Genomic DNA, 20,647 nt, shown 5'->3' with positions numbered 1-20,647 from the left:
GTCAGGTTCAACTTACCGACATTGGTGACGTGATCAACAGCGCTGCTGCCCGAATCGACCGCCAGCGCCACACCCGGCGCGGCAGCCGAGGTATCGAGCGTGAAGCTGAACGACGTCGTCGACGACGTGTTGCCGGCGATATCGGTCTGCCGGACCTGGACGTTGTTCGTGCCTTCGATGGCGTTGAAGCTGGTGCTCCAGTGCGCGCCGTTGTCGACGCTGTACTGCACCGTGGCGCCGGATTCGACACCGGTCAGGTTCAACGTACCGACATTAGTGACGTGATCGGACGCATTGCTGCCGGAATCGGTGGTGAGGGCAACGCCCGGTGCAGCCGCCGAGGTGTCGAGCGTGAAGCTGAACGACGTCGTCGACGACGTGTTGCCGGCGATATCGATCTGCCGGACCTGCACGTTGTTCGTGCCTTCCAGTGCACCGAAACTGGTGTTCCAGTGCGCGCCGTTGTCGATGCTGTATTGCACGGTGGCGCCGGTTTCGACGCCGGTCAGGTTCGGCGTGCCGACATTAGTGACGTGATCGACAGCGCTGCTGCCCGAATCGACCGCCAACGCCACACCGGGCGCGGCAGCCGACGTATCGAGCGTGAAGCTGAACGACGTCGCCGATGACGTATTGCCGGCGACGTCAACCTGCCGGACCTGCACGTTGTTTACGCCTTCGAGCGCACCGAAGCTGGTGCTCCAGTGCGCGCCGTTGTCGACGCTGTACTGCACGGTGGCGCCGGATTCGACGCCGGTCAGGTTCAACGTGCCGACATTAGTGACGTGATCAACAGCGCTGCTGCCCGAATCGACCGCCAACGCCACACCGGGCGCGGCAGCCGACGTATCGAGCGTGAAGCTGAACGACGTCGCCGCCGACGTATTGCCGGCGACGTCGATCTGCCGGACCTGGACGTTGTTCGTGCCTTCGACCGCGCTGAAGCCGGTGTTCCAGTGCGCACCGCCGTCGACGCTGTACTGCACGGTGGCGCCGGTTTCGACGCCGGTCAGGTTCAACTTACCGACATTGGTGACGTGATCAACAGCGCTGCTGCCCGAATCGACCGCCAGCGCCACACCCGGAGCAGCCGCCGCCGTATCGAGCGTGAAGCTGAACGATGTCGCCGCCGACGTGTTGCCTGCGACGTCAACCTGCCGGACCTGCACGTTGTTCAACCCTTCGACGGCACTGAAGCTGGTGTTCCAATGCGCACCGTTATCGACGCTGTACTGCACGGTGGCGCCGGTTTCGATGCCGGTCAGGTTCAACGTACCGACATTGGTGACGTGATCAACAGCACTGCTGCCCGAATCGACCGCCAGCGCCACACCGGGCGCGGCAGCCGACGTATCAAGCGTGAAACTGAACGACGTCGCCGCTGACGCATTGCCCGCGACGTCAACCTGCCGCACCTGCACATTGTTCACACCCTCGACCGCCCCGAAGCTGGTACTCCAATGCGCACCATTATCGACGCTGTACTGCACGGTCGCGCCACTCTGAACCCCGGTCACATTCAGCGTACCGACATTCGTGACGTGATCAACAGCACTACTGCCCGAATCGATCGCCAGCGCCACACCAGGCGCCACAGCCGCAGCCGTATCGAGCGTGAAACAGCACGACGCCGCCGCCGACGCATTGCCGGCGATGTCGACCTGCCGGACCAGCACGGTATTCGTTCCCTCGACCGCGCTGAAGCTGGTGCTCCAGTGCGCGCCGTTGTCGGTGCTGTACTGAACGGTCGCGCCGTGTGCGATCCCGCCGAGCGAAAGCGTGCAGTCCGACGTGATGTGGTCGGTGGCCGAACTGCCCGTGTCGTGCGCCAGCGCGACGACAGGGGCGGGCGGTGCAATATCGACATAGGCGGTCGCCCAGCTCAGCGTGCCGTTGCCCAACCGGATGGCGTACGTGAAGCTGTCCTGCGCGTAGCCGAGCGTATTGAAGCTGTTCGACAGCCATGACGCATCGAGATGGCTCGCATCGTATCCGACCTTGCCGTCCGACGTGACCCAGATGTGCGCGCCGTGCGCGCTGTAATCCATGCTCACGGCTTCGGCTCTCGCCGTGTCCTGCGTCAGCAGCGCGGTCTGCTCGAGCGCGACGGTCGCTTCGGTGCCGGAGTCGAGCGAGTAGAGCGTCTTGGCCGCGCCGCCGAGATCGTTCGCCATCACGTTCAGGTAGACGGTGGTGAGTGCATTGTCGGTGAGCCCTGTCTGCGCCGACATGAACACATCGTCTTGTGCCTGCGGCGTATTGCTGATGGACACCGCGGTGCCGTTCGAAGTCGTCGCCATGTCGTGCTCCCCGTCCTGTCTGATGTGTATTGATGCAGGCATTTCGCCGCCCCATGCGGCGCTCGCCTGCGGATCTGCAAATCGGTCTTCGTATCAGCGCTCGCGCAACGCCATTTCCTTGGTCTTGATGACGGGCTTGAGCAGGTAATGCAATACGGTCCGGCGGCCGGTCCGGATGTCGACCGTCGCGATCATGCCCGGCACGATCGCGACCGGCTGGCTGCGGCCGCTCGGCTTGTTCTGCCGCGTGCGCACCAGCACGCGGTAGTAGCTGTCGGGTTTCTCGCCGGGGCGGTCGGGCACGATCGTGTCGGCGCTGATGTCCTCGACGACGGCCGGAAAGCCGCCGTAGATGGAAAAGTCGTACGCGGAGAGCTTGACCGTCGCGTCCTGCCCCGGATGCAGGAACGCGATGTCCGAGGGCCGCACGCGCGCTTCGATCAGCAGCGTGTCGTCCAGCGGCACGATCTCCAGCAGGTCCATCCCCGGCTGGATCACGCCGCCGACGGTGTTGATCTTGATCTGCTTGACCATGCCCTTCAGCGGCGCCCGCACCAGCGTGCGCGTGACGCGATCCTCGAGCGCCACATTGGCCGCGCTCAGCGCGGACTGTTCGGCGCGCGCCTGGTTCAGCTCCTTCATCGCGTCGGCGCGGAAGTGCGCGGTCGTTTCGTCGATCTTCTGGCGCGCTTCGCGATAGGCGGCTTCCAGCCGCGGCATCGCCAGCCGCGTCGCGTCGAGGTCGCCTTTCATGTCATTGGCCTGCCGTTCGAGCCGCAGGACTTCGACATCGGATACCGCGCCTTTCTGCACGAGCGGGCTCGTCAGCGCCAGCTCCTTCGCGACGAGGCCATAGCTATGCTGCAGCTGCGCCTGGCGCGAACGTTTCTCCGCGAGCTCCTGGCGATGCTGTTCGGCCTGTTGCCTGAGCACGTCCAGATTGGCCTGCAATTCGCGCTGGCGCGATGCGAACAGCGAGCGCTCTTCGTCCAGCAGGCCGGGGCTCGTCTGCGCCAGCCGATCGGGTGCGACGAACGCGGCGCCGTTCGCCTCGGCGGTGAGGCGCGCGATCCGGGCAAGCAGCGCGGCATCCTTCGCCTGTCCTTCCTTGTACGACGACGTGAAGCGCGTATCGTCGATGCGCATCAGCGGCTGGCCTTTCTGCACGACCTGTCCCACGCGCACCATGATCTCGGAGACGATGCCGCCCTCGAGGTTCTGCACCACCTGCACCCGGCTGGACGGGATCACCTTGCCTTCGCCGACGGTCACTTCGTCCACTTCGGCGAACGCGGACCAGGCGAGGGCGACGACGAAGAAGGCGAGCGTCGCCCAGAGTATCCAGTGGCTGAAATAGCGCGGCCCTTCCATTGCCGCAGCGCAGCGTTCGCGCATGAACGCCGTATCGTCGGCGCGCGGCCTGAGGGCCGCGCCGATCCGTGCGACCAGCGCCTTGAGCGCCGCGGCGCGGTTCATCGTCGGCGTATCCGCGCCGTCGGGTTCAGCCAGCAGCGACATGGAGCGTCCTCCCTGCAAGCGCGGCCAGGACCTGGTCCTTCGGGCCGTCGGCGACGACGCGGCCCTGATCCATCACGATCAGGCGGTCGACGAGCGTGAGCAGCGACGGGCGATGCGTGACGAGCAGCAGCGTGCGGCCCTCGAGGCGGGCCGCGAGCCGCGCCTTGAATAGTTCCTCGGACCGGTTGTCCATCGCGCTGCTGGGCTCGTCGAGCAACAGCACCTGCGGCGACAGCAACATCGCGCGGGCGATCGCGACCGCTTGACGCTGTCCGCCGGACAACGCTTCGCCGCGCTCGCCGACGGCGAGATCGAAGCCGTTCGGCAAGCGGTTGACGAAGTCGGCGACCCCGGCGACCTGCGCGGCGCGCAGCACGGCGTCGTCGTCCACGCCGGGCGCGCCCAGCACGATGTTGTCCCGCACGGTGCCGTTGAACAACGTCACGTCCTGCGGCACGTGGCCGATCCCGCGCCGCAGCGCGGCGGGATCGTACTGGCGCAGCTCGACGCCGTCGATCAGTACGTTGCCGGAAGCGGGCGGATAGAGCCCCAGGATGAGTTTTTCGATCGTGGTCTTGCCCGAGCCGACGCGTCCGATGATGCCGACGCGCTCGCCCGCGCCGATGCGGAACGACACGCCGTCGAGCGACGTGCCGCTCTGGCCCGGGTACGCGAAGCCGACGTTCCGGAATTCGATCTCGCCGCGCAGCGCCGGCCGGTGCACGAAGCGCTGGTCGGCCGGGCGCTCGCCGGGCAGGTTCATCACGCCGCTGATCGACGCCAGCGCGCTGCGGGACTGGTGGTAGCGGGTCAGCAGCGACGCCACCTGGCCCATCGGCGCCAGCGCGCGGCCCGTCAGGGTCGTGCAGGCGATCAGGCCGCCGGTCGTGAGGCGGTCGTCGCCAATCATATAGACGCCGCACAGGACTACGGCGAGATAGGCCACCTGTTGGGAGAACATCGCGAAATTGACCGCGCATCCCGACAGCAGGCGCGACTTGAGCCCGAGCCGCGCGATCTCGCCCAGCAACTGCTCCCAGCGGGCCTGCATCGGCCCTTCCGCGCCGTTGACCTTGATCGTTTCGAGGCCGACCAGCGTTTCGATCAGCAGCGCCTGCCGTTGGCTCGCGTGGCGCTGGCTGGCCTGCACGGCCCGCGCGAGCGGCCCCTGCACGGCAACGCCCGCGCCGATCACGAGCGGCAGCGCCATCAGCGGCAGCCAGCCGAGCCCGCCGCCGACCCAGAACATCGCCGCGATGAACACCACCGAAAACGGCAGGTCGATCAGCGCCGCCGCGGTGGCCGACGTGAGGAAATCGCGCACCGCTTCGAATTCCTGGATCTGCGACGCGAATCCGCCGACCGACGGCGGGCGCGCGGCCATCCGGATGCCGAGCACTTTTTCGAACAGGTTGGCGGACAGGATCACGTCGATCTTCTTGCCGGCCATGTCGATGAAATAGCCGCGCAACGTGCGCATTACCACGTCGAACACGATCACGAGCACGATGCCCGCCGCCAGCGCCCACAACGTCTCGAGCGCGTGGTTCGGCACGACCCGGTCGTAAACGTTCATCGTGAACAGCGGCATGGCCAGCGCAAACAGGTTGACCAGCATCGACGCGAGCATCACTTCCGCGTAGATCGGCCACGACTGCGCGACCACGCCCCAGAACCAGTTGCGCGGGCGCGGCACGGCGCTTTCCGCGTCGCGCGCGTCGAACCGGTGGGCGGGGCGCGCGAACAGCACGAGGCCGGCATGGCGTTGCGCGAGCTCGGCCGGGGCGAGCGCTGCCTCGCCGCAGCCGGTTTCGGGAAGGATCACCTGCACGGTGCCGGACGCGTTTCTGCGAACCAGCACGCATGCCTGCCCGTCGTTCAGCAGCAGCACGACGGGCAAGACCGCGTCCGGGATGTCGTCGAGCGCGCGCCGGGCCAGTTTGGCGGAAAGGCCCGCGCGCGCCGCTGCCCGGATGAACAGCGCCGGCGTCAGGCGCTGGCCGGCCAGCGGCAGGCCGGCCACGAGCGCGTCGGCGCCCACGGGCCGGTCGAACAGCCGCGTCAACACGAGCAGGCAGCCCAGCAGCGGATCGTCCTCGATGCCCGATCCGTGGGGCAGCTCCCATGCACGCGCGCCTGCCGCGCCCGCCGCGGCTTCCGTCGTGGCGGCGTGCATTACAGTACGCCGCCACGCAGGTGACGGTCGGACTGGTGCGGCAGTCCCCCCGGCGCGGATATCCCCGCCGTCAAGCGCTTTGTTTTGCTCATGCGCTACCCCGATGTTGTTCGTTCGATGTCCGTCGCTTGGTGCGACTGCTTGTCGACTACTGCCTTACGTCGGAGCAATAGCAAGTAGCGGGCCAGATGGGGTGGTGGGCGCGCGCAGCACGGCGGTGCGTGCTTGCGCGAGCCGGCCGGCCGGCGCGAATGGCGATTTGGTTTCGGATCTGATACGAATGAATGCGCGTGGCGTTGCGGACGTGCGCGGCGGCGCTCACGCTCTCGTGCGCGGATCAAGATGGCAGGGCAGCAGGGCGGTGGCGAACCGTCGCCGTGGCGCAAGCGGGGCGCTGGGCCCGGCCTCGAGAAATGTTTCAGCGCTGAAACGTCCGGGGTGTCGCGACGAATCGCCGATGCAACGTGGGTGGGGGTGCGGACAAAATCTTGGACTACCTTGGAGGTAGTTCATGTATTCATACGAAGACCGCGTTCGAGCGGTTCAGCTCTACATCAAGTACGGCAGGAGCGCAGCGGCAACTATTCGCGAGCTGGGATATCCTTCGCGCAAGAACTTGGCACGGTGGTACCGTGCGTTCGTTGAGGTTGGCGATTTGCCGGCGGGCTATCGCCGCTCCAGGCCACGTTACTCCACCGAACAGAAGCAGATCGCGGTCGAGCATTATTTGAGTCATGGCTGCAATTTTGCCGGGACCACGAGAGCACTGGGGTATCCGTGTCGCGCAGTGCTGGCCGCGTGGGTCTACGAGCTATGCCCCGATATTCGGAAACGTCTTGTCAGCAATGCTCGGAATGTGCCGTCGTCGCCAGTGTTGAGGCAGGCAGCGGTCATTGAGCTGTGCACCAGAGACGAAGGTGCACGCGTGATCGCGGAAAAGATAGGCGTGAGCAGGCCGACGCTATACAACTGGAAAAATAAGCTACTCGGTCGAGAGGCTCCGGCATCCATGAAACGCCATAAGAATCTGGCATCGGCCCCTGAGCCGGCAGAACTGGAGCAGCAGCTGGAATCGCTTCGACGCGACATACGGCAGCTGGAACTTGAACGCGACATCCTGAAGAAGGCCAATGAACTGTTAAAAAAAGGCCTGGGCATCGACCCGCGGCTCCGGAGCAATCGGGAGAAGACGACGCTGGTTGATGCCCTGAGACAAATCCATGCACTGCCAGAACTGCTCGCCGTATTGGGTCTTGCCCGCAGTTCCTATTTTTACCATCGCGCACGATTGCTTGTCGCTGACAAGTATGCTGGCGTGCGTCGCGTCATCACGAACATCTTCGAACTCAATTACCGTTGCTACGGCTATCGCCGGATACGCGCGGCACTCGGTAAGCAGCAGGTCTTCATATCGGAGAAAGTCGTTCGACGTTTGATGAGGCAAGAAGGCTTGGCCGCTGGCAGTGCCCGCCGGCGTCGCTACGGCTCCTATCAAGGCGAAATAGGCCCCGCGCCAGAAAACCTCGTCAATCGCGACTTCCGGGCGGCAGCGCCGAATAAAAAGTGGCTCACCGACATTACGGAATTCCAGATTCCAGCCGGCAAGGTGTATCTATCGCCCGTGATCGACTGCTTTGATGGGCTAGTTGTCAGTTGGTCGATCAGCACGCGTCCGGACGCCGAGCTTGTGAATACCATGCTCGACGCAGCGATCGAGACAGTGGCCAACAGCCAACACCAGCCAATGGTCCACTCCGATCGCGGTGCGCACTATCGCTGGCCAGGGTGGCTCTCACGGATGCGCGATGCGAAGCTGATTCGCTCGATGTCGCGCAAAGGTTGCTCGCCCGACAATGCGGCATGCGAAGGTTTCTTCGGCCGATTGACAACGGAACTGTTCTATCCTCGGACCTGGCAGGCTACAAGCATCGAGCAGTTCATCGAGGCGGTCGATTCTTACATCCGCTGGTACAACGCCAAGCGGATTAAGATCTCGCTTGGCTCACTGAGTCCGCTCGAATACCGGGAGCGCCTCGGGCTCGCGGCATAAACCAGTCCAAGATTCTAGCCGCACCCCCGAACACGACATTTCTAAAAAGCTACTACAATCAAAAAGTTCGATCATCGGCATTATGTCAACTACACTTCCGACTGTACCCGAGCAGTCAAGACAATTGCGCACCCGTCAGTCTTCCGTAGCGGCAGTCGCGGAAGACGCCCGTATCCGCATGACGGTTTGACGCGAGGTGCCGAATTTACGTGCGACCTCGCTGACCGACAGGCCTTTGTCGAGCGAACGCATGACGCGCTCCTGATCGTGGCGCGACAGCGAGGCTGGGCGGCCAGTATGCTGTCCGCGTTCCTGCGCGAACTTCAGGCCGTTCTGGCTGCGTTGGCTTCTCGTCGCGATTTCCATTTGGACGATCGCGCGCAGCGTTTTGACCGCTTGCCGTTCGGGACGGCCTGCGAGGTCCACGTTGCCGAGTTCGACGCACAGGACGGAAATTCCTTTGTCGCGACATGCCATCAACGTCGAAAGTACATCGCGCGCGCTGCACCCGAGCGCGGAAAGTTCGAGTACCACCAGAGAATCGCCGGGAGCAACACGCCGCAAGAGCCCCTTCAGTTCCGGCCGACCGGCTGCCGCGACGTACGGATGCACATGTTCGATCGTGGTGCGGCTGAGCACGACGGTGTAACCGGCCTTGTCGAGCTCGAACAACTCCTTTTCCGGATCCTGACCATCGACGGGTTTGTTGAGGTAGAAATAAGTGCGAGCCACGACGGTGTCCTGGAGCGGCCATCAACGACGCGAGCGCGCAAGAACGGACAGCAAGTCGTCCAGTGCCACCGGTTTCAGCAGATGCGCATCGAAGCCGGCATTCGTGGCCTCCTTCACGTCGGCCTCCTGGCCAAAGCCGCTGAGCGCGATACAGGTCACCGATCTGAGCGCCGGCGCTTCGCGTAGTTTCGCGATGAACGCCAACCCACCCATGCCCGGCATGCCGATATCGGACAGGACGAGGTCCGGTATCTGGCCGTCGAGCAGGGACAACGCCTCTTCTCCGCTGGTCGCCGTCTGAACGATCGCGCCATCGCTTTCCAGCAGGACCTTGAAGGTTTCGACGGTTGTAGCGTCGTCATCGACCATCAGGATATGCAGACCGTGCAACGATTCCGCCACGGGTCCGCTGGCAGGACTCGTAATTGCGACAGCGCGATGGGTCGGGAGCGTGATAGTGAATGTCGCGCCGCGGCCGACACCTTCCGATTCCGCCCGTACCGCGCCGCCATGCAGGCTCACGAGATCCCTGACCAGCGCAAGGCCGATGCCGAGGCCGGCACGGCGTGCGTTCGAGTCCCGGCTTTGCTGGAACATGTCGAAGATGTGCGGCAACAGCGACGGCTCGATGCCGCTGCCGGTATCTGCCACACGCAGCACGGCCTCGGCATGTTCGTTGACCTGCAGCGAGACATCCACCGAACTGATGTTGTGAAGGTCGTCGTTCGCCTTTGCCGTGTCCTCGATGCGCGCCTGCATTTCGGCGTTCGCCGTGGTCAGCTCTTCGTTGACCGACTGCAGTTCTTCCTTGCTGCTTTCGAGCTCCTCGCTCGTCGAGCGCAGTTCCTCGTTGATCGCCTGCAACTCCTCGTTCGACGCCTTCAGCTCCTCGACCGACGTTTCATACTGCTCGATGATCGTCGCCAGTTGCTCGCGGCTGTGCTGCAACTCCTGTTCGAGCTGCGCGAGCACCGGATCCTGTCCGCTCGCTTCCGCCTGATCCTCCTCGGTCATGCGGCCGGCCACCTCGTCGAACACGATCAGCAGGAATTCCGAATTGGCGACCTTGTCGTGAAACGGCCTGACCGTCATGTTGATCCACGACACGCGGGCCTCGTGCGTCCACTTGACGCGCCGCGCCTCGACGCTCGTGCCCGTTTGCAGCGCGCGGAAAATGGCCGTGCGCAAGTCGAGCCGCAGGTCCGGCAGCACCAGCGTCATGATGTTGCTGGACAGCTCCCCGCCGACATGCCGCAGGAATCGCCCGGCGTTGTCCGACAGGTGAACCACGTTGGATTCCTTGTCGATGATGACGCTCGGCGGTGAATAGGTTTCCAGCGCACGCTGATGAAGCTCCGAATAGGAGAAGTTGCGCTGGGCCGGGCTGGCCGGAACCCGCATCGGCGGTTGAGGCGCGGAGCGCTCGTCCCCGCCGGATTCGACCTGGAAAAGCGGCGGGAAGCCCGTGACCGGTTTCGCGCGATGCGTGACGACGCGCGCCTGGTAGATCCGCCGCTTCTTGTCGACGACCGTAAACAGATCGTCGGCTGCGTCGGCCGATTCCGCGGTGCCGAGGAACAGATAGCCGTTCGGACGCAACGCGAAATGAAACAACTCGAGGATCTGCCGCTGCACCGCGCGCTCCAGGTAGATCAGCACGTTGCGGCACGAGATCAGGTCGAGGTGCGAGAACGGCGGATCGCGCAGCAGGCTGTGGGCGGCGAACAGGATGCGCTCGCGCACGGCCTTGGCAATCACGTAGTGCGCGCCCTCGCGCGTGAAGTAGCGCTGCAGCAGCGGCGCAGGCACGTCCGTCGCGATCGACAGCGGGTAGGAGCCCGTGCGTGCGCGGACGATCGCGGCTTCGTCGATATCGGTCGCAAATACCTGGATCGCCTGGCTCGACATCGACGCCTCGCGTGCCCGCGCGAGCAGCAGCGAGATCGAATACGCCTCTTCCCCCGTCGCGCATCCGGCCACCCAGACCCGCACCTGCTCCTCGGCGGATTCCGGCGCGAACAACTGGGCGATCACCTCGCGTTCGAGGAAGTCGAAGGCCTCGCGATCGCGGAAAAACTGGGTCACGCCGATCAGCATGTCGGCCAGCAGCGCGTTGGCCTCGTCCGGGGCGGTCCGCAGGAAGTCGCGGTACGCGAGCATGTCGCGCTGGCCGTTCACCTGCATGCGCCGCTCGATACGTCGCAGCACCGTCGCCCGCTTGTACAGCCTGAAATCGTGGCCGGTGCGTACCCGCAGGTGCATCAGGATGTCCGACAGCGCCCGTTCGGGATCATTGGCGCCGGGCCGATCGCCGATTTGCTGCATCTGCGTGAGTTCGAGGGTCTGTTGCTCGATGCGCCGCGCATTCGCCCAGAGGTCCAGCAATTTTTGCGGCATCTCGGCCGCCGGCAGCACGATATCGACGCGCGCCGTCGAGATCGCATGCTGCGGCATCTCCGCGTACTCCGCATCGTCCGGCGTCTGGGCGAGCGTGATGCCGCCCGCCTCCTTGATACGGCTCAAGCCCGCCGCGCCGTCCGAGCCGGTACCGGACAGCACGATGCCGATCGCGCGCGAGTCGTGAGCGTCCGCCAGCGTCCGGAAAAAGTGGTCGATCGAGAGCGCGGCACCTTCGACGGAGCCCAGCGGGCTACAGCGAAGGCAACCGTCGGACATCTCCAGTTGCATGCCGGGCGCGATCACGTAGATATGGTTTTTTTCGATCGCTACCGTGGTCGTGACCTGATGCACCGGCATACCCGTCGTGTGCTGCAGGACGTTGTCCATATGGCTGACTTGTGCCGGTGCCAGATGGACGATGACCACGAACGCCATGTCCATGCCCGTCGGCGCGCTCTCGAAGAAGGTCTGCAAGGCCGTCGTGCCGCCAGCGGATGCCCCGATGCCCACAACCGGAAACGGCAGATCGCTCTTCACCGGGGTGGACGAGTGTGGCTGCTCCTGATGGGTCGGCTCTTGCCGTGACATTGATTTTCTCCTGATGCTGTAGCTGGACGTCGCCTGTCGGGCGCCAACCGCTGGGGCGTCACATGGATCGGGGCGCAGTTCCGCAACGGGCCGGGCCTGTTCGTGGCCATGCACTCTATCAGGTTGGCAGCCGGCTATCGGAAGCGCGCTCGAAGGCGACCGCACGGGCTCGCGATATCGACCGGTGAAGCCGGTTTCGTCCAAGCGCCTGATGGATATTCGGCAGCCTATTCGTGCTCGCGAGACCTTGCACGGGCGCTCGTGCGTATTGTACGCGGCGATCGAGCCATGAGCCGGCACCCTGGCCCCGAATTCATTCGCCGGTCGTCCCGTTGCGCCGCGATACGCTATTGCCGACAGGCGCACCGGCCCGCGCATGGGCATGCGTCTCGATTCGCATCGCGGGAACGTCGAGGCGCCACCCGGGCTCGAGCGCGCTGCCCGTGCCGCCGTACCGCTCGCTGACCGCCGGGTTCTTTGCCTTGTCGAGCAACGCTCTGTGAACAGAATGCGCCTGCGCTTGAAAACAAGCCCTAGAAATTGCGTGCCACGCCGACCATGAACATGTCCTGATCCTTGTCGTTGCCGGTTGCGACGCGATTGAAGCGCAAGCTCGCCGCCCAATCGGGCGTGACCTGATACGTCACCTGTGCGCTGAGCAACGCGTTGAGCCTCGTTGTGCTCGAGGCCTCGTCCCGATCACGCGACAGGTACGGACCTACGCCTGCCGAAAGCGTCCATTTGCTCCTGATCGGCGCGACGTACCAGATTTGCGCTGCCACGCCTCTGCGGCCGGCGACGCCGTTGTTGCCCTCGTAGATGAAGCTCGCCGAATAGGCCCACGCATTGCCGAGCGGTCGCTTGACTTCGACCATGTAGCCCTTTTCGATCGGCACTTGCGGACGGTTCGTCTGCGACGTCCCGGCCCACACGCCGACCTGCGTCTTGCCGTCCGAAAACGCCGGTCCCGGATCGCCGCCAAAATCCGAGCCGATGCCGAAGAGCACCGCGTCGGAGTTGAATCCGCCGATCATCTGCACGTGGTTGTACTGCACTTTGAGGAAGAAGCGGTCGGGAACGACGTAATACCGCACCGCTGCAGACGCACGCACCCCCCATCGCTTGTCGTTGCGCGGCTGATTGTCGACGTGTGTCGTGTCCATGCTGAAATACGGCCCGGCCGACAATTCGAGCGCGAAGCGATTGCCGAGCGGCCAACGAAACGAACCCAGCGCGGCGAAGCCATCGCGGTGGTGATTCAGCGGATGGCCCTCGTTCAGATACGCGAGATAGACGGAGAAGTAGTCGTTCAGGACGTCGCCGAAGCCGACTTCGTACGCACGCCAATGCATGTCGCCACCCTCGGTCGCGCGTCCGTCGCCATACACCGCATAGACGTCGATCTTTCTTTCCGCTGGCTTGAAGCCGGCCGGCGAGCTCGCAGGATTGTCCTCGGCGTGCGCGTGGCCCGCGCCTGCCAGAATGACCAGACCGGCGATCGAGCTGGTGACGACGAAGCGCGCATAGTTGCGACGGCACTGTCCCATTTGGACTCTCCCTGACCTTGGTAACCGCGACCTGGTTCGACACAACGCCATTTGTCGCATCGCCCTTGATGCCGGGCGCTTGAGCATCGGTTCTCCTGCCTGCAGACGATCAAACGCAATCTCCGCCTCGCCGCAGCCACCGTGCAGCGCAGATTTACCCGGTTGCTCGTGATGAAGCAATATCGCTCCGTCCTGCAACGAACAATAGGTGTTTGCCTCCTGCAATTCCTGCCGTTTCGCAAAGGCAGGACCGCCCAACAGTACGCGCGTGGAAATCATATCGATATTCGGTCCGATCCCGATGCGTTCGGCGCGCGTTTCCACGCTATCCATTGTGACGATCAGGATGCCCCGTCAACCGTTGCCGATACGGAACACCTTCGCTTAACGCCGGCCAAGCAACACGGCGACGTTGCGCTCGGCCAATGCGGCGATCGTGCGCGACGGATTCAGCCCGAGCGCACGCGGGATCGTCGCACCGTCCATCACGTAGAGCCCGTCGTAACCGAATACTTTTCCGTCCGCGTTTACCACGCCATCCGCGTGCGTGAGCCCCATGTTGCAACCACCGAGCGGATGCGGGGTGATCAGCCTGTGGAAGTCGCTCCACGTCGGAGGGACGAAGGGTTCGCCGCCCGTGGCGGCCGACAGGCGCCGGTGCGTGTCGACCATCGCATCGACCACCGCCCGCGATCGCGTGTACGACCAGTCGAGCCGCAACACGCGACGCCACGGCGCAAACCAGCAGCGACCGAGACGCATGCGCCCGTCTCCCGGATCGATCGCCTGGCCGAACCAGGGCATCATGTTCTCGACCGGGTCGTCGCAATCGAAATGGCGCGCGAAGGCTCGCCAGAACGTGCGCATCGCCCTGCCGTGCGAACGCTGCAGGTGGCGGCGCACGAAATCATGCGCAAGATTGGGCACGCCGCCATCCTCGACGAACAAGGGCTGACCTTCGTCGGCAGCCCCGTCGAGCAGGTCGATCGCGGCGGAAATGGTGACGCCGTGCGACGGCGAGATCTTCCGGCTGCCGTAGAAGGCGGGCGTCACGAAGTCGCCGTTGAAGGCCCAGCCCCAGCCGAGCCGCGGCGATAGATTCGGCAGCGTGCGATGCGCGTCGCGACAGCGCAGCAGCAGCTCGGTGCTGCCGATCGATCCGGCGCTGACGATCACCCTGGTCGCCGTGACGGATCCGGGCATGAAACTGCCCGCGGCCGGATCGATGACGTTGAAATGCACGCGCCATCCCTGGCCGAGCGGCTCGAGCTTGTGCACGACGTGCAGCGGCAGGATCGTTGCGCCATGGCGCTCGGCCACGGCCAGATAGTTGAGATCGAGCGTGTTCTTCGCCGACACCTGGCATCCGATGTCGCAATTGCCGCAGTGTACGCACGTGCCTTGCGATACCCCGTGCACGTTGACGTGCCTGACGGAATGCCTGTCGTCGCGCGCGTCGGGCAAGGACGGATCGTAAGTCGACGAAAACGACACGGCGAGCGGCAACTTGCGATACCGATCGCCCCAGCCGCAGGCGTCGGCCGCATCGCGCAACAAGCGGGTGCGTTCGCTGATCTGGTTGTCGGGCACCTCCTGGACCGACAGCATCCAGCCCACGCGCTGGTAATAAGGCTCGAGCGCCTCGTACGTGATCTCCGGCGGCCAGCCATGCTCGAAGGCGTCGGGTTTGGCCTCGACCGAGACGTTGGCGTAGATCAGCGACCCGCCGCCGACGCCCGCGGCAGTCACCACCGACATGTCGGAAAAAACACGCAGGTCGGCCCAGCCGTGGAAGCGTTGCGGGTTCTGCTGGTTCCAGAGCCACGGGTCGGTCTCGTCGCGCGGATACGTTTTCGGCGTCCAGCGCCGGCCACGCTCCAGCACCAGCACCCTCCATCCCGCTTCCGCGAGGCGGCAGGCCGCCACCGCGCCCCCGAAGCCACTGCCGACCACGACGACATCGTATTCAAGCGCGCTCATGACGACGATCTCCTGACGCAGGTGCGCCACGGTTCCGATACGAACGACCCGCAGCATCCGCGGATTTCCGGCGGCATCGCGATGCCGGACGGAGCGAAGCCGATGCGGGCAGCCAGGCCGCCTTCGTGTTGGATGACGCGAAACAGCTGCACGGAAAATTGTTTGGCAACACCCGACATCGTCTTTCCTCGACCTTGCCCGGCGGACCCGGCGAATTGTCGGAGGCCGGATGAAATTTCCTTTGTTTTCATTGTGTTAAGCGCGAATCGTGCGGGCGTGATGCGGGCTGGCACGCCCCATGCATTTGTAGCTGCGAGCGCAACGAAACGTGCTCTCTTCCAAAACCGCAGCAAACTTAGGAGATTTATCATGTCCGCACTGATGATCAACGACCTGTCCCGCGCCCACGAACTCAGCCGCAAGGAAATGGCTTCCGTCCGCGGCGGTAGCGTGTTCCAGAACTACGGGATCAACAACATCGCAACCGGCGGCGGCTTCTCGTTCGCGAGCCCCAATACCATCACGGCCCCGGTCACCCAGGTCGATGCATCGACCCACCTGGATCTCACCAGCGTGACCAACTCGATCAACAACCTCGGCGGCCTGGTCGTCGGAAAGCTGGGCCTCTAAGCTGCGCCGGATGTCCTCTCAGCGGCAACCGTGTCCGACAGCGTCGTACCGAAGCGCTCCAGCCCGCCGCGGGGTTGTCCTCGCGGCGTTCAAAGCCCGCCAGGCCGTATTCCCTGGCGGGCTTCCCTCCTTGATAAAAACGAAGCCGACATGAACGGGCAGATGGGCCGACGCCCCGTCAGCAACACCGCCCGCCCCCATCAGCGGCCGGGCTGATCCTGCCGCGCCTTCGACCTCCCTTCCCTGCATGCGGATCCGCTTCGCCTGCGCTGCGGCGCCCGTCATGGTGCCGCGTGGTCGCATCGATGCGTCGTTGGCCTTCGGCGCGACATCCCCGATGCGTTGCGCCATTCCGGATGGTACGCGTTAAATTCAGTGATCCGAAGTACTTCGTGAAGATCTTTGCGTCAATGATGGTTGCTGCCGACCGTCGGCGCAGCATCGCGTCGATGACTTTCCTGCACGGGCGCTCACACGCTGCGGCTGCGCATCGATGCCTTCGACGCGAATCGCCAGCCCCACGTCCCGTTCCTGTTGGCCGGGATAGAACAGCAGCTGCGGAAACCGTCTGGAAGAACCCGACACCACCGTGCTCCGATCTTGCCCGGCGAACCCGGTGAAATGGCGTCGAGCGAATTGAATTGCGTTTGTTTTCATGAGGTTGGATGGATTTCCCGCGCGCACGAGCAGAAGCTGGCACGCGCCGTGCATTGGTAGCTGCGAGCGCAACGAAACGTGCTCTTTCCAAACCGCAGCACACTCAAGGAGATTGACCATGTCCGCACTGATGATCAACGATCTGTCCCACGCCCACGAACTCAGCCGCAAGGAAATGGCTTCCGTCAGCGGGGGTAGCGTGTTCCAGAACGCAGGTATCAACAACATCGTGACCGGCGGCGGATTCTCGTTCGCCAGCGCCAATACCATCACGGCGCCGGTGACGCAGGTCGATGCATCGACCCACCAGGATCTCACCAGCGTGACCAACTCGATCAACAACCTCGGCGGCCAGGTCATCGCGAAGCTGGGCTTGTAAGTTTCGCGATGCTTGCTTGCAGTCGCAGCAATGTTTCGATCGAGTCGCACCGAAGTTTCCTCAGCCCGCCGCGGGTTCGTCCCGCGGCGTTTCAAGCCCGCCAGGTCCCGCTGGCGGGCTTCTTTGCATGGTCGAAAGCGCAACCGGCCTTCATGCCGCATCCACTGCCGCGCAGCGGACTGCGTCGCGCCATCCGAGATCGAGCCCAGCACGCGCGTAACTCCGTGCCAACACGGCTCTGCTGCGCTCGTAGCTGCCTGTCACCCAGTCGCAGTACAGCGCGGCCAGCACGCTTGCCCGACCGGGATGACGCGAAACGTCGACGGCCATTGCGCCCGCGCGCAGGCCGGAAGCGATGGCGAAACGCAAACCGTCTCCTGTCGCGGGGTCGAGATAACTCGCCGCATCGCCGCACACGATATAGCCCGGGCCCGCGGTCCGGCGCACGCACTGCCAGCGCCTGCCCTCGCGCCACACCGGTCCGACGGGTGTCGTGTCCGCCGGCCACGCGATCTCGCCATCGCGCAGCATCGATAGCGACGTCCAGATCCGGAACGTGGACGTCGCCCTCATCCACAGCCAGCCGCCGCGCGCGATGTTCCAGTATGTGCCGGGGTGCGTGCCTGGCCCGCGCGCGTAGCCGCGGCGAAGCCAGAACAGCGAAGAGTCGGTCGTCACATCGAGCCGCATCGCGCGACGCAGCCACCCGTTGACGCCGGTTGCATCGATCACGGTGCTTGCGCCGACATCGCCGTCGCCGTGCGTGATGCCCACGACCGCGCCGTGTTCGACACGCGCGAGAAGCCCGCCGGCGGGCGCACGTGAATAGCGAACGCCGGCAGCCAGCGCTTCGGCACGCAGGCCGTCGTCGAGCCGGCTGCGGATGACCGCACGTCCCCGCTGCGCATCGGCCACATCATCGAGCCATGTATGCGGTTGCCGGGCGAGACTCGGCGCCAGTCGATCGAGCAGCGCGAGCGCGGCGCCGGACACGCATTCCGGCGCCGCCCGCGAACGCCCGCGGCCCAGCATCCACACGTTGCCGCCCGCTCTTGCTGCCGCGATCGCGGCAGCGCATCCGGCAGGCCCGTCGCCGACCACGAGCACGTCGATCGCATTCATCGCGGTTCCCTTCAGTAAAGCCCGAGCGCGTCCGGCCCCGGTGCGCAGCGCAGCACGGGGCCGATCACGCGGGCCTCGGTTGCATCGCAACGGATCGCCTCACCGTAGCGCACGCGCAGCCGTCCCGGCATGTGCTGCGCCGGCGTCGCATCGGCAGCAGGCAGAACGAAAAGAAAGCGATAGCGCGCGGCAACGCCCGGCGCGTCCGCAGCGTCGGCTTCGCAAAGTGCCCGCGCGGATACCAGCCACAGCTTCGTATGCGACGGCGTTTGCCCGTGGTCGCATGCGGCGACGGCATGGCGCAATGCACCGATGCGCCGGACCAGCTCGGCCGAATCGACATGCTCGAACGCGCCGTACAGCATCTCGCCGTGCAGCGCGTTGGCGACGTAGTCCGAGCGTTCGATGTCCGCGTAATCCACGCTGCCGTCGGGCGTCAGGTACGGGCCGTATTCACCGTCCCATCCGCGCCGCGTGTTCGACTCGTCGCCGCGCGTGACCAGCGGATGACACGGATGAAGGCCGAGTTCATGGTCGAGCATCGGGATCGCGGTCGGCGCGTCGCTCCGGTTGAAGGTTCTGGACGCGTCAGGACTCACGGCGGGCCAGAAGCTGTTGGAGGCCGCGCACAGCTTGATATCTTCGGCGAACGGGCTGCCCAGCCCGAAGGTGGCGAGGAAGATGCCGCGCCGGTTGCCCGCATAGGTGACGTCCCAGCCGGGCGCAAACACGCCCGAAGACGCGTCCGACAGAAACGAGGTCATGCGCGGCATCTGCACTTCCCGGTCCCGCCGCCGCGCCGAGCGTGCCGCCCGGCTGAACGCGACGGCGACCGTCTCGTCACGCGGCGAAAACGCCTGCGTATGGCTGAACGGATCGATGTGATGGGGATTGGCCGGCAGGCGCTCGGCGCTGAGCGATATCGGCGAGCCGCTCCTGAACTGCGACTTCGGATCGATCCGACGGTCCTTGAACCAGCGCTGCAATTCCGCCTGGTCGGCATACGGGTAGAAGTCCGGCGCGGCAACGACCGAATAGGCCGGGTGTACCGCGTGTCCCGCCAGTTCGGCGATACGGATCGTCACGACGCCTTCGCTGCAGTGATCCAGAAACAGCTGCGCGCGATAGCCGCCTTTGCCGACTTCCCCGAGGAATGCCTGTCGGTCGACGGGATGCGCGCGCATATCCGTGCAGGAGCCGTCCTCATGCGCCTTGTGCCGGATGTTGATGAACTCCGGTGCATTGCGCGGTTCGGGAAATCGAAGCCAGGCGGGCGCGAAATGCGGAAAATAGTGCTGCCGCAGGTCGTCGACGGCGGCCAGCACCAGCTTCCACAGATTCGTGATGATTCTCATCGTCGTGAAGCGCCGGTTGGCGAGCGGGGCCAGCCGCCATCGAGCCGGCACGCCGAAGCCGTGCACGCCGAAGTTGGCGGCGTTCACCGGCTCGATCAGCGGCCGCGCGGCCGGGATCAGGAGCACGGCCGCGCCCGAACGCTTCAGTGCGACTGCCGGGGTGCTCGCGCCGGCAGGCGGTGCCGTGCCGGCGTCCTCGGAGCAGATCGCATACGGTGCGCCGCCCAGATCGCCGGATGGCGACGGCCGCACGCCCCAGCGCGCCTCGACGGCCCGCTTCAGCTTCTCACCGCGATGGCAGTGGCCATATTGCAACGTCAACCGGCGTCCGGGCAGGCATTCATCGGGAAACAGCTTGCGCACCGGTTCGATAAAGGTGCGCCGATCGTCGCCCGCTTGCCTGCCCTCGATCAGCGCGAGCGTGCCGGGGCCGGTGACCCGGCGCACGAGAAACGCGCCATAGCGCGCCGGCATCGCACGGACATGCTCGATCCCGTCCGGCACGTGCGGCACGAAGCTGCGGGTCTGCTCGTCGTAGCTTGCGTCGACGTCGCCGTTGCGCGCAATGCCGAGTCGCGAAAACACGAGGTCCGCATGCTGCTGATGTCCGGTACGGCGCGCGGGCCGGTACTGGTAAGCCAGCACCGCGATGTCCAGCGTCTGCCAGTCGGGCGGCAACGGCGCCAGCGAATCGATGTAGTTCTCCAGCAAGTCGATTGCCTCGAGGCGCACGCCCGCATCCGGCGCCGGGCACGTGGACAGTGCGAGCAGGTGATAGACGAGACTGCGTGCCGGGTCGCCGGGCTCGATCGCCCGCGTGGTGTCCGGGCAGAGATCGTGAATGCGCGGATCGTCCCAGTCGATCGGCAGCGGCCGGCTCAGTCGCTTCGCCGTCTCCTCGGGCGTGCCCGAATCGGACAGGTCGAGACCGTGACGTTCGAACGCTGCTCGCCATGGCGCCGGCAACCCGAGCAGCAACGCGTGAACCTCATCGACGAGCATCGACGGCCTCCGGCGGTGGTGCGTTCGAAGCGGCCGGCTCGATGCGCTTCGCGTCCCGGAACCCCACGCATGTCGATCCGGTCGCGGCAGGCCGCCTCTTCAGCGCTTGTTTCAAACGAACCTCACATTCAGGTTCTCGGTTGCCGAGATCAGTGACTAATATAGGTGATTGCAGCTGCAATGAAATGTCGGATTGTGTTCGAAACATTGA

At 64.9% G+C, this 20,647-nt stretch carries 13 protein-coding genes; 3 read left to right on the top strand and 10 right to left on the bottom strand.

The window, feature by feature from the left end; genetic code table 11:
* The 3 genes from DID98_RS05615 to DID98_RS05605 all read right to left on the bottom strand — a co-directional run.
* A partial coding sequence (locus DID98_RS05615) for an Ig-like domain-containing protein (protein WP_185640828.1) occupies positions 1 to 2,300 on the bottom strand: 2,300 nt, incomplete at its 3' end.
* A gap of 93 nt (positions 2,301 to 2,393) precedes the next feature.
* A complete protein-coding gene (locus tag DID98_RS05610) occupies positions 2,394 to 3,818 on the bottom strand; it encodes an HlyD family type I secretion periplasmic adaptor subunit (RefSeq protein WP_124570421.1) in 1,425 nt (474 codons plus the stop codon).
* Positions 3,802 to 5,994, bottom strand: coding sequence for a type I secretion system permease/ATPase (locus DID98_RS05605; RefSeq protein WP_124570420.1), 2,193 nt, complete (start codon positions 5,992 to 5,994; stop codon positions 3,802 to 3,804). Before DID98_RS05605 ends, DID98_RS05610 begins: the two co-directional genes overlap by 17 nt.
* 511 nt (positions 5,995 to 6,505) lie before the next feature.
* Between DID98_RS05605 and DID98_RS05600 the strand changes: the two genes are divergently transcribed.
* A complete protein-coding gene (locus tag DID98_RS05600; protein WP_124570419.1) occupies positions 6,506 to 8,044 on the top strand; it encodes an IS3 family transposase in 1,539 nt (512 codons plus the stop codon).
* A gap of 135 nt (positions 8,045 to 8,179) precedes the next feature.
* Here the strand turns inward: DID98_RS05600 and DID98_RS05595 are convergent, their stop codons facing one another.
* The 4 genes from DID98_RS05595 to DID98_RS05575 all read right to left on the bottom strand — a co-directional run bounded on the left by DID98_RS05595 (position 8,180) and on the right by DID98_RS05575 (position 15,291).
* Entirely contained in the window at positions 8,180 to 8,776 is a 597-nt protein-coding gene (locus tag DID98_RS05595) for a recombinase family protein (RefSeq protein ID WP_124519836.1), read from the bottom strand.
* Between the two features lie 21 nt (positions 8,777 to 8,797).
* On the bottom strand, positions 8,798 to 11,764 hold the full coding sequence (locus DID98_RS05590) for a CheR family methyltransferase (protein ID WP_124570418.1): 2,967 nt from the start codon (positions 11,762 to 11,764) through the stop codon (positions 8,798 to 8,800).
* A 533-nt stretch (positions 11,765 to 12,297) separates the two neighbouring features.
* Entirely contained in the window at positions 12,298 to 13,311 is a 1,014-nt protein-coding gene (locus DID98_RS05585; protein WP_124528811.1) for a hypothetical protein, read from the bottom strand.
* A gap of 384 nt (positions 13,312 to 13,695) precedes the next feature.
* Entirely contained in the window at positions 13,696 to 15,291 is a 1,596-nt protein-coding gene (locus DID98_RS05575) for a GMC oxidoreductase (protein WP_124570438.1), read from the bottom strand.
* 369 nt (positions 15,292 to 15,660) lie between these two features.
* Here DID98_RS05575 and DID98_RS05570 point away from each other — a divergent pair, with 369 nt between their 5' ends.
* On the top strand, positions 15,661 to 15,921 hold the full coding sequence (locus DID98_RS05570) for a hypothetical protein (RefSeq protein ID WP_124570417.1): 261 nt from the start codon (positions 15,661 to 15,663) through the stop codon (positions 15,919 to 15,921).
* Positions 15,922 to 16,293: 372 nt separating this feature from the next.
* Here DID98_RS05570 and DID98_RS05565 read toward each other — a convergent pair whose 3' ends face one another.
* Positions 16,294 to 16,698 carry a hypothetical protein gene (locus tag DID98_RS05565; protein ID WP_124570416.1) on the bottom strand — a complete coding sequence of 135 codons (405 nt, stop codon included), beginning with the start codon at positions 16,696 to 16,698 and terminating at the stop codon, positions 16,294 to 16,296.
* On the opposite strand from DID98_RS05565, the gene DID98_RS05560 reads away from it, so the two are divergent.
* Positions 16,697 to 16,957, top strand: coding sequence for a hypothetical protein (locus tag DID98_RS05560; protein WP_044848682.1), 261 nt, complete (start codon positions 16,697 to 16,699; stop codon positions 16,955 to 16,957). The genes DID98_RS05565 and DID98_RS05560 overlap by 2 nt on opposite strands.
* A 150-nt stretch (positions 16,958 to 17,107) precedes the next feature.
* Here DID98_RS05560 and DID98_RS05555 read toward each other — a convergent pair whose 3' ends face one another.
* Together DID98_RS05555 and DID98_RS05550 are read right to left on the bottom strand one after the other, a co-directional pair.
* A complete protein-coding gene (locus DID98_RS05555) occupies positions 17,108 to 18,079 on the bottom strand; it encodes an NAD(P)/FAD-dependent oxidoreductase (RefSeq protein WP_124570415.1) in 972 nt (323 codons plus the stop codon).
* A gap of 11 nt (positions 18,080 to 18,090) precedes the next feature.
* Positions 18,091 to 20,436, bottom strand: coding sequence for a hypothetical protein (locus tag DID98_RS05550; protein ID WP_124570414.1), 2,346 nt, complete (start codon positions 20,434 to 20,436; stop codon positions 18,091 to 18,093).
* Positions 20,437 to 20,647 lie beyond the last annotated feature (211 nt).

Source organism: Burkholderia sp. Bp8984 (assembly GCF_003853755.1).
GTDB lineage: Bacteria > Pseudomonadota > Gammaproteobacteria > Burkholderiales > Burkholderiaceae > Burkholderia.
The sequence above is the reverse complement of the archived record's forward strand: the minus strand, read 5'-3'. Positions and strand labels throughout refer to the sequence as shown.

What these genes read in the sequence shown, in the direction of transcription:
- DID98_RS05585 (WP_124528811.1), bottom strand. Translation starts at nt 13,311, where the DNA reads ATGGGACAGTGCCGTCGCAACTATGCGCGCTTCGTCGTCACCAGCTCG.
- DID98_RS05550 (WP_124570414.1), bottom strand. Translation starts at nt 20,436, where the DNA reads ATGCTCGTCGATGAGGTTCACGCGTTGCTGCTCGGGTTGCCGGCGCCA.
- DID98_RS05605 (WP_124570420.1), bottom strand. Translation starts at nt 5,994, where the DNA reads ATGCACGCCGCCACGACGGAAGCCGCGGCGGGCGCGGCAGGCGCGCGT.
- DID98_RS05600 (WP_124570419.1), top strand. Translation starts at nt 6,506, where the DNA reads ATGTATTCATACGAAGACCGCGTTCGAGCGGTTCAGCTCTACATCAAG.
- DID98_RS05555 (WP_124570415.1), bottom strand. Translation starts at nt 18,079, where the DNA reads ATGAATGCGATCGACGTGCTCGTGGTCGGCGACGGGCCTGCCGGATGC.
- DID98_RS05575 (WP_124570438.1), bottom strand. Translation starts at nt 15,291, where the DNA reads ATGAGCGCGCTTGAATACGATGTCGTCGTGGTCGGCAGTGGCTTCGGG.
- DID98_RS05560 (WP_044848682.1), top strand. Translation starts at nt 16,697, where the DNA reads ATGTCCGCACTGATGATCAACGATCTGTCCCACGCCCACGAACTCAGC.
- DID98_RS05590 (WP_124570418.1), bottom strand. Translation starts at nt 11,764, where the DNA reads ATGTCACGGCAAGAGCCGACCCATCAGGAGCAGCCACACTCGTCCACC.
- DID98_RS05565 (WP_124570416.1), bottom strand. Translation starts at nt 16,698, where the DNA reads ATGGTCAATCTCCTTGAGTGTGCTGCGGTTTGGAAAGAGCACGTTTCG.
- DID98_RS05570 (WP_124570417.1), top strand. Translation starts at nt 15,661, where the DNA reads ATGTCCGCACTGATGATCAACGACCTGTCCCGCGCCCACGAACTCAGC.
- DID98_RS05610 (WP_124570421.1), bottom strand. Translation starts at nt 3,818, where the DNA reads ATGTCGCTGCTGGCTGAACCCGACGGCGCGGATACGCCGACGATGAAC.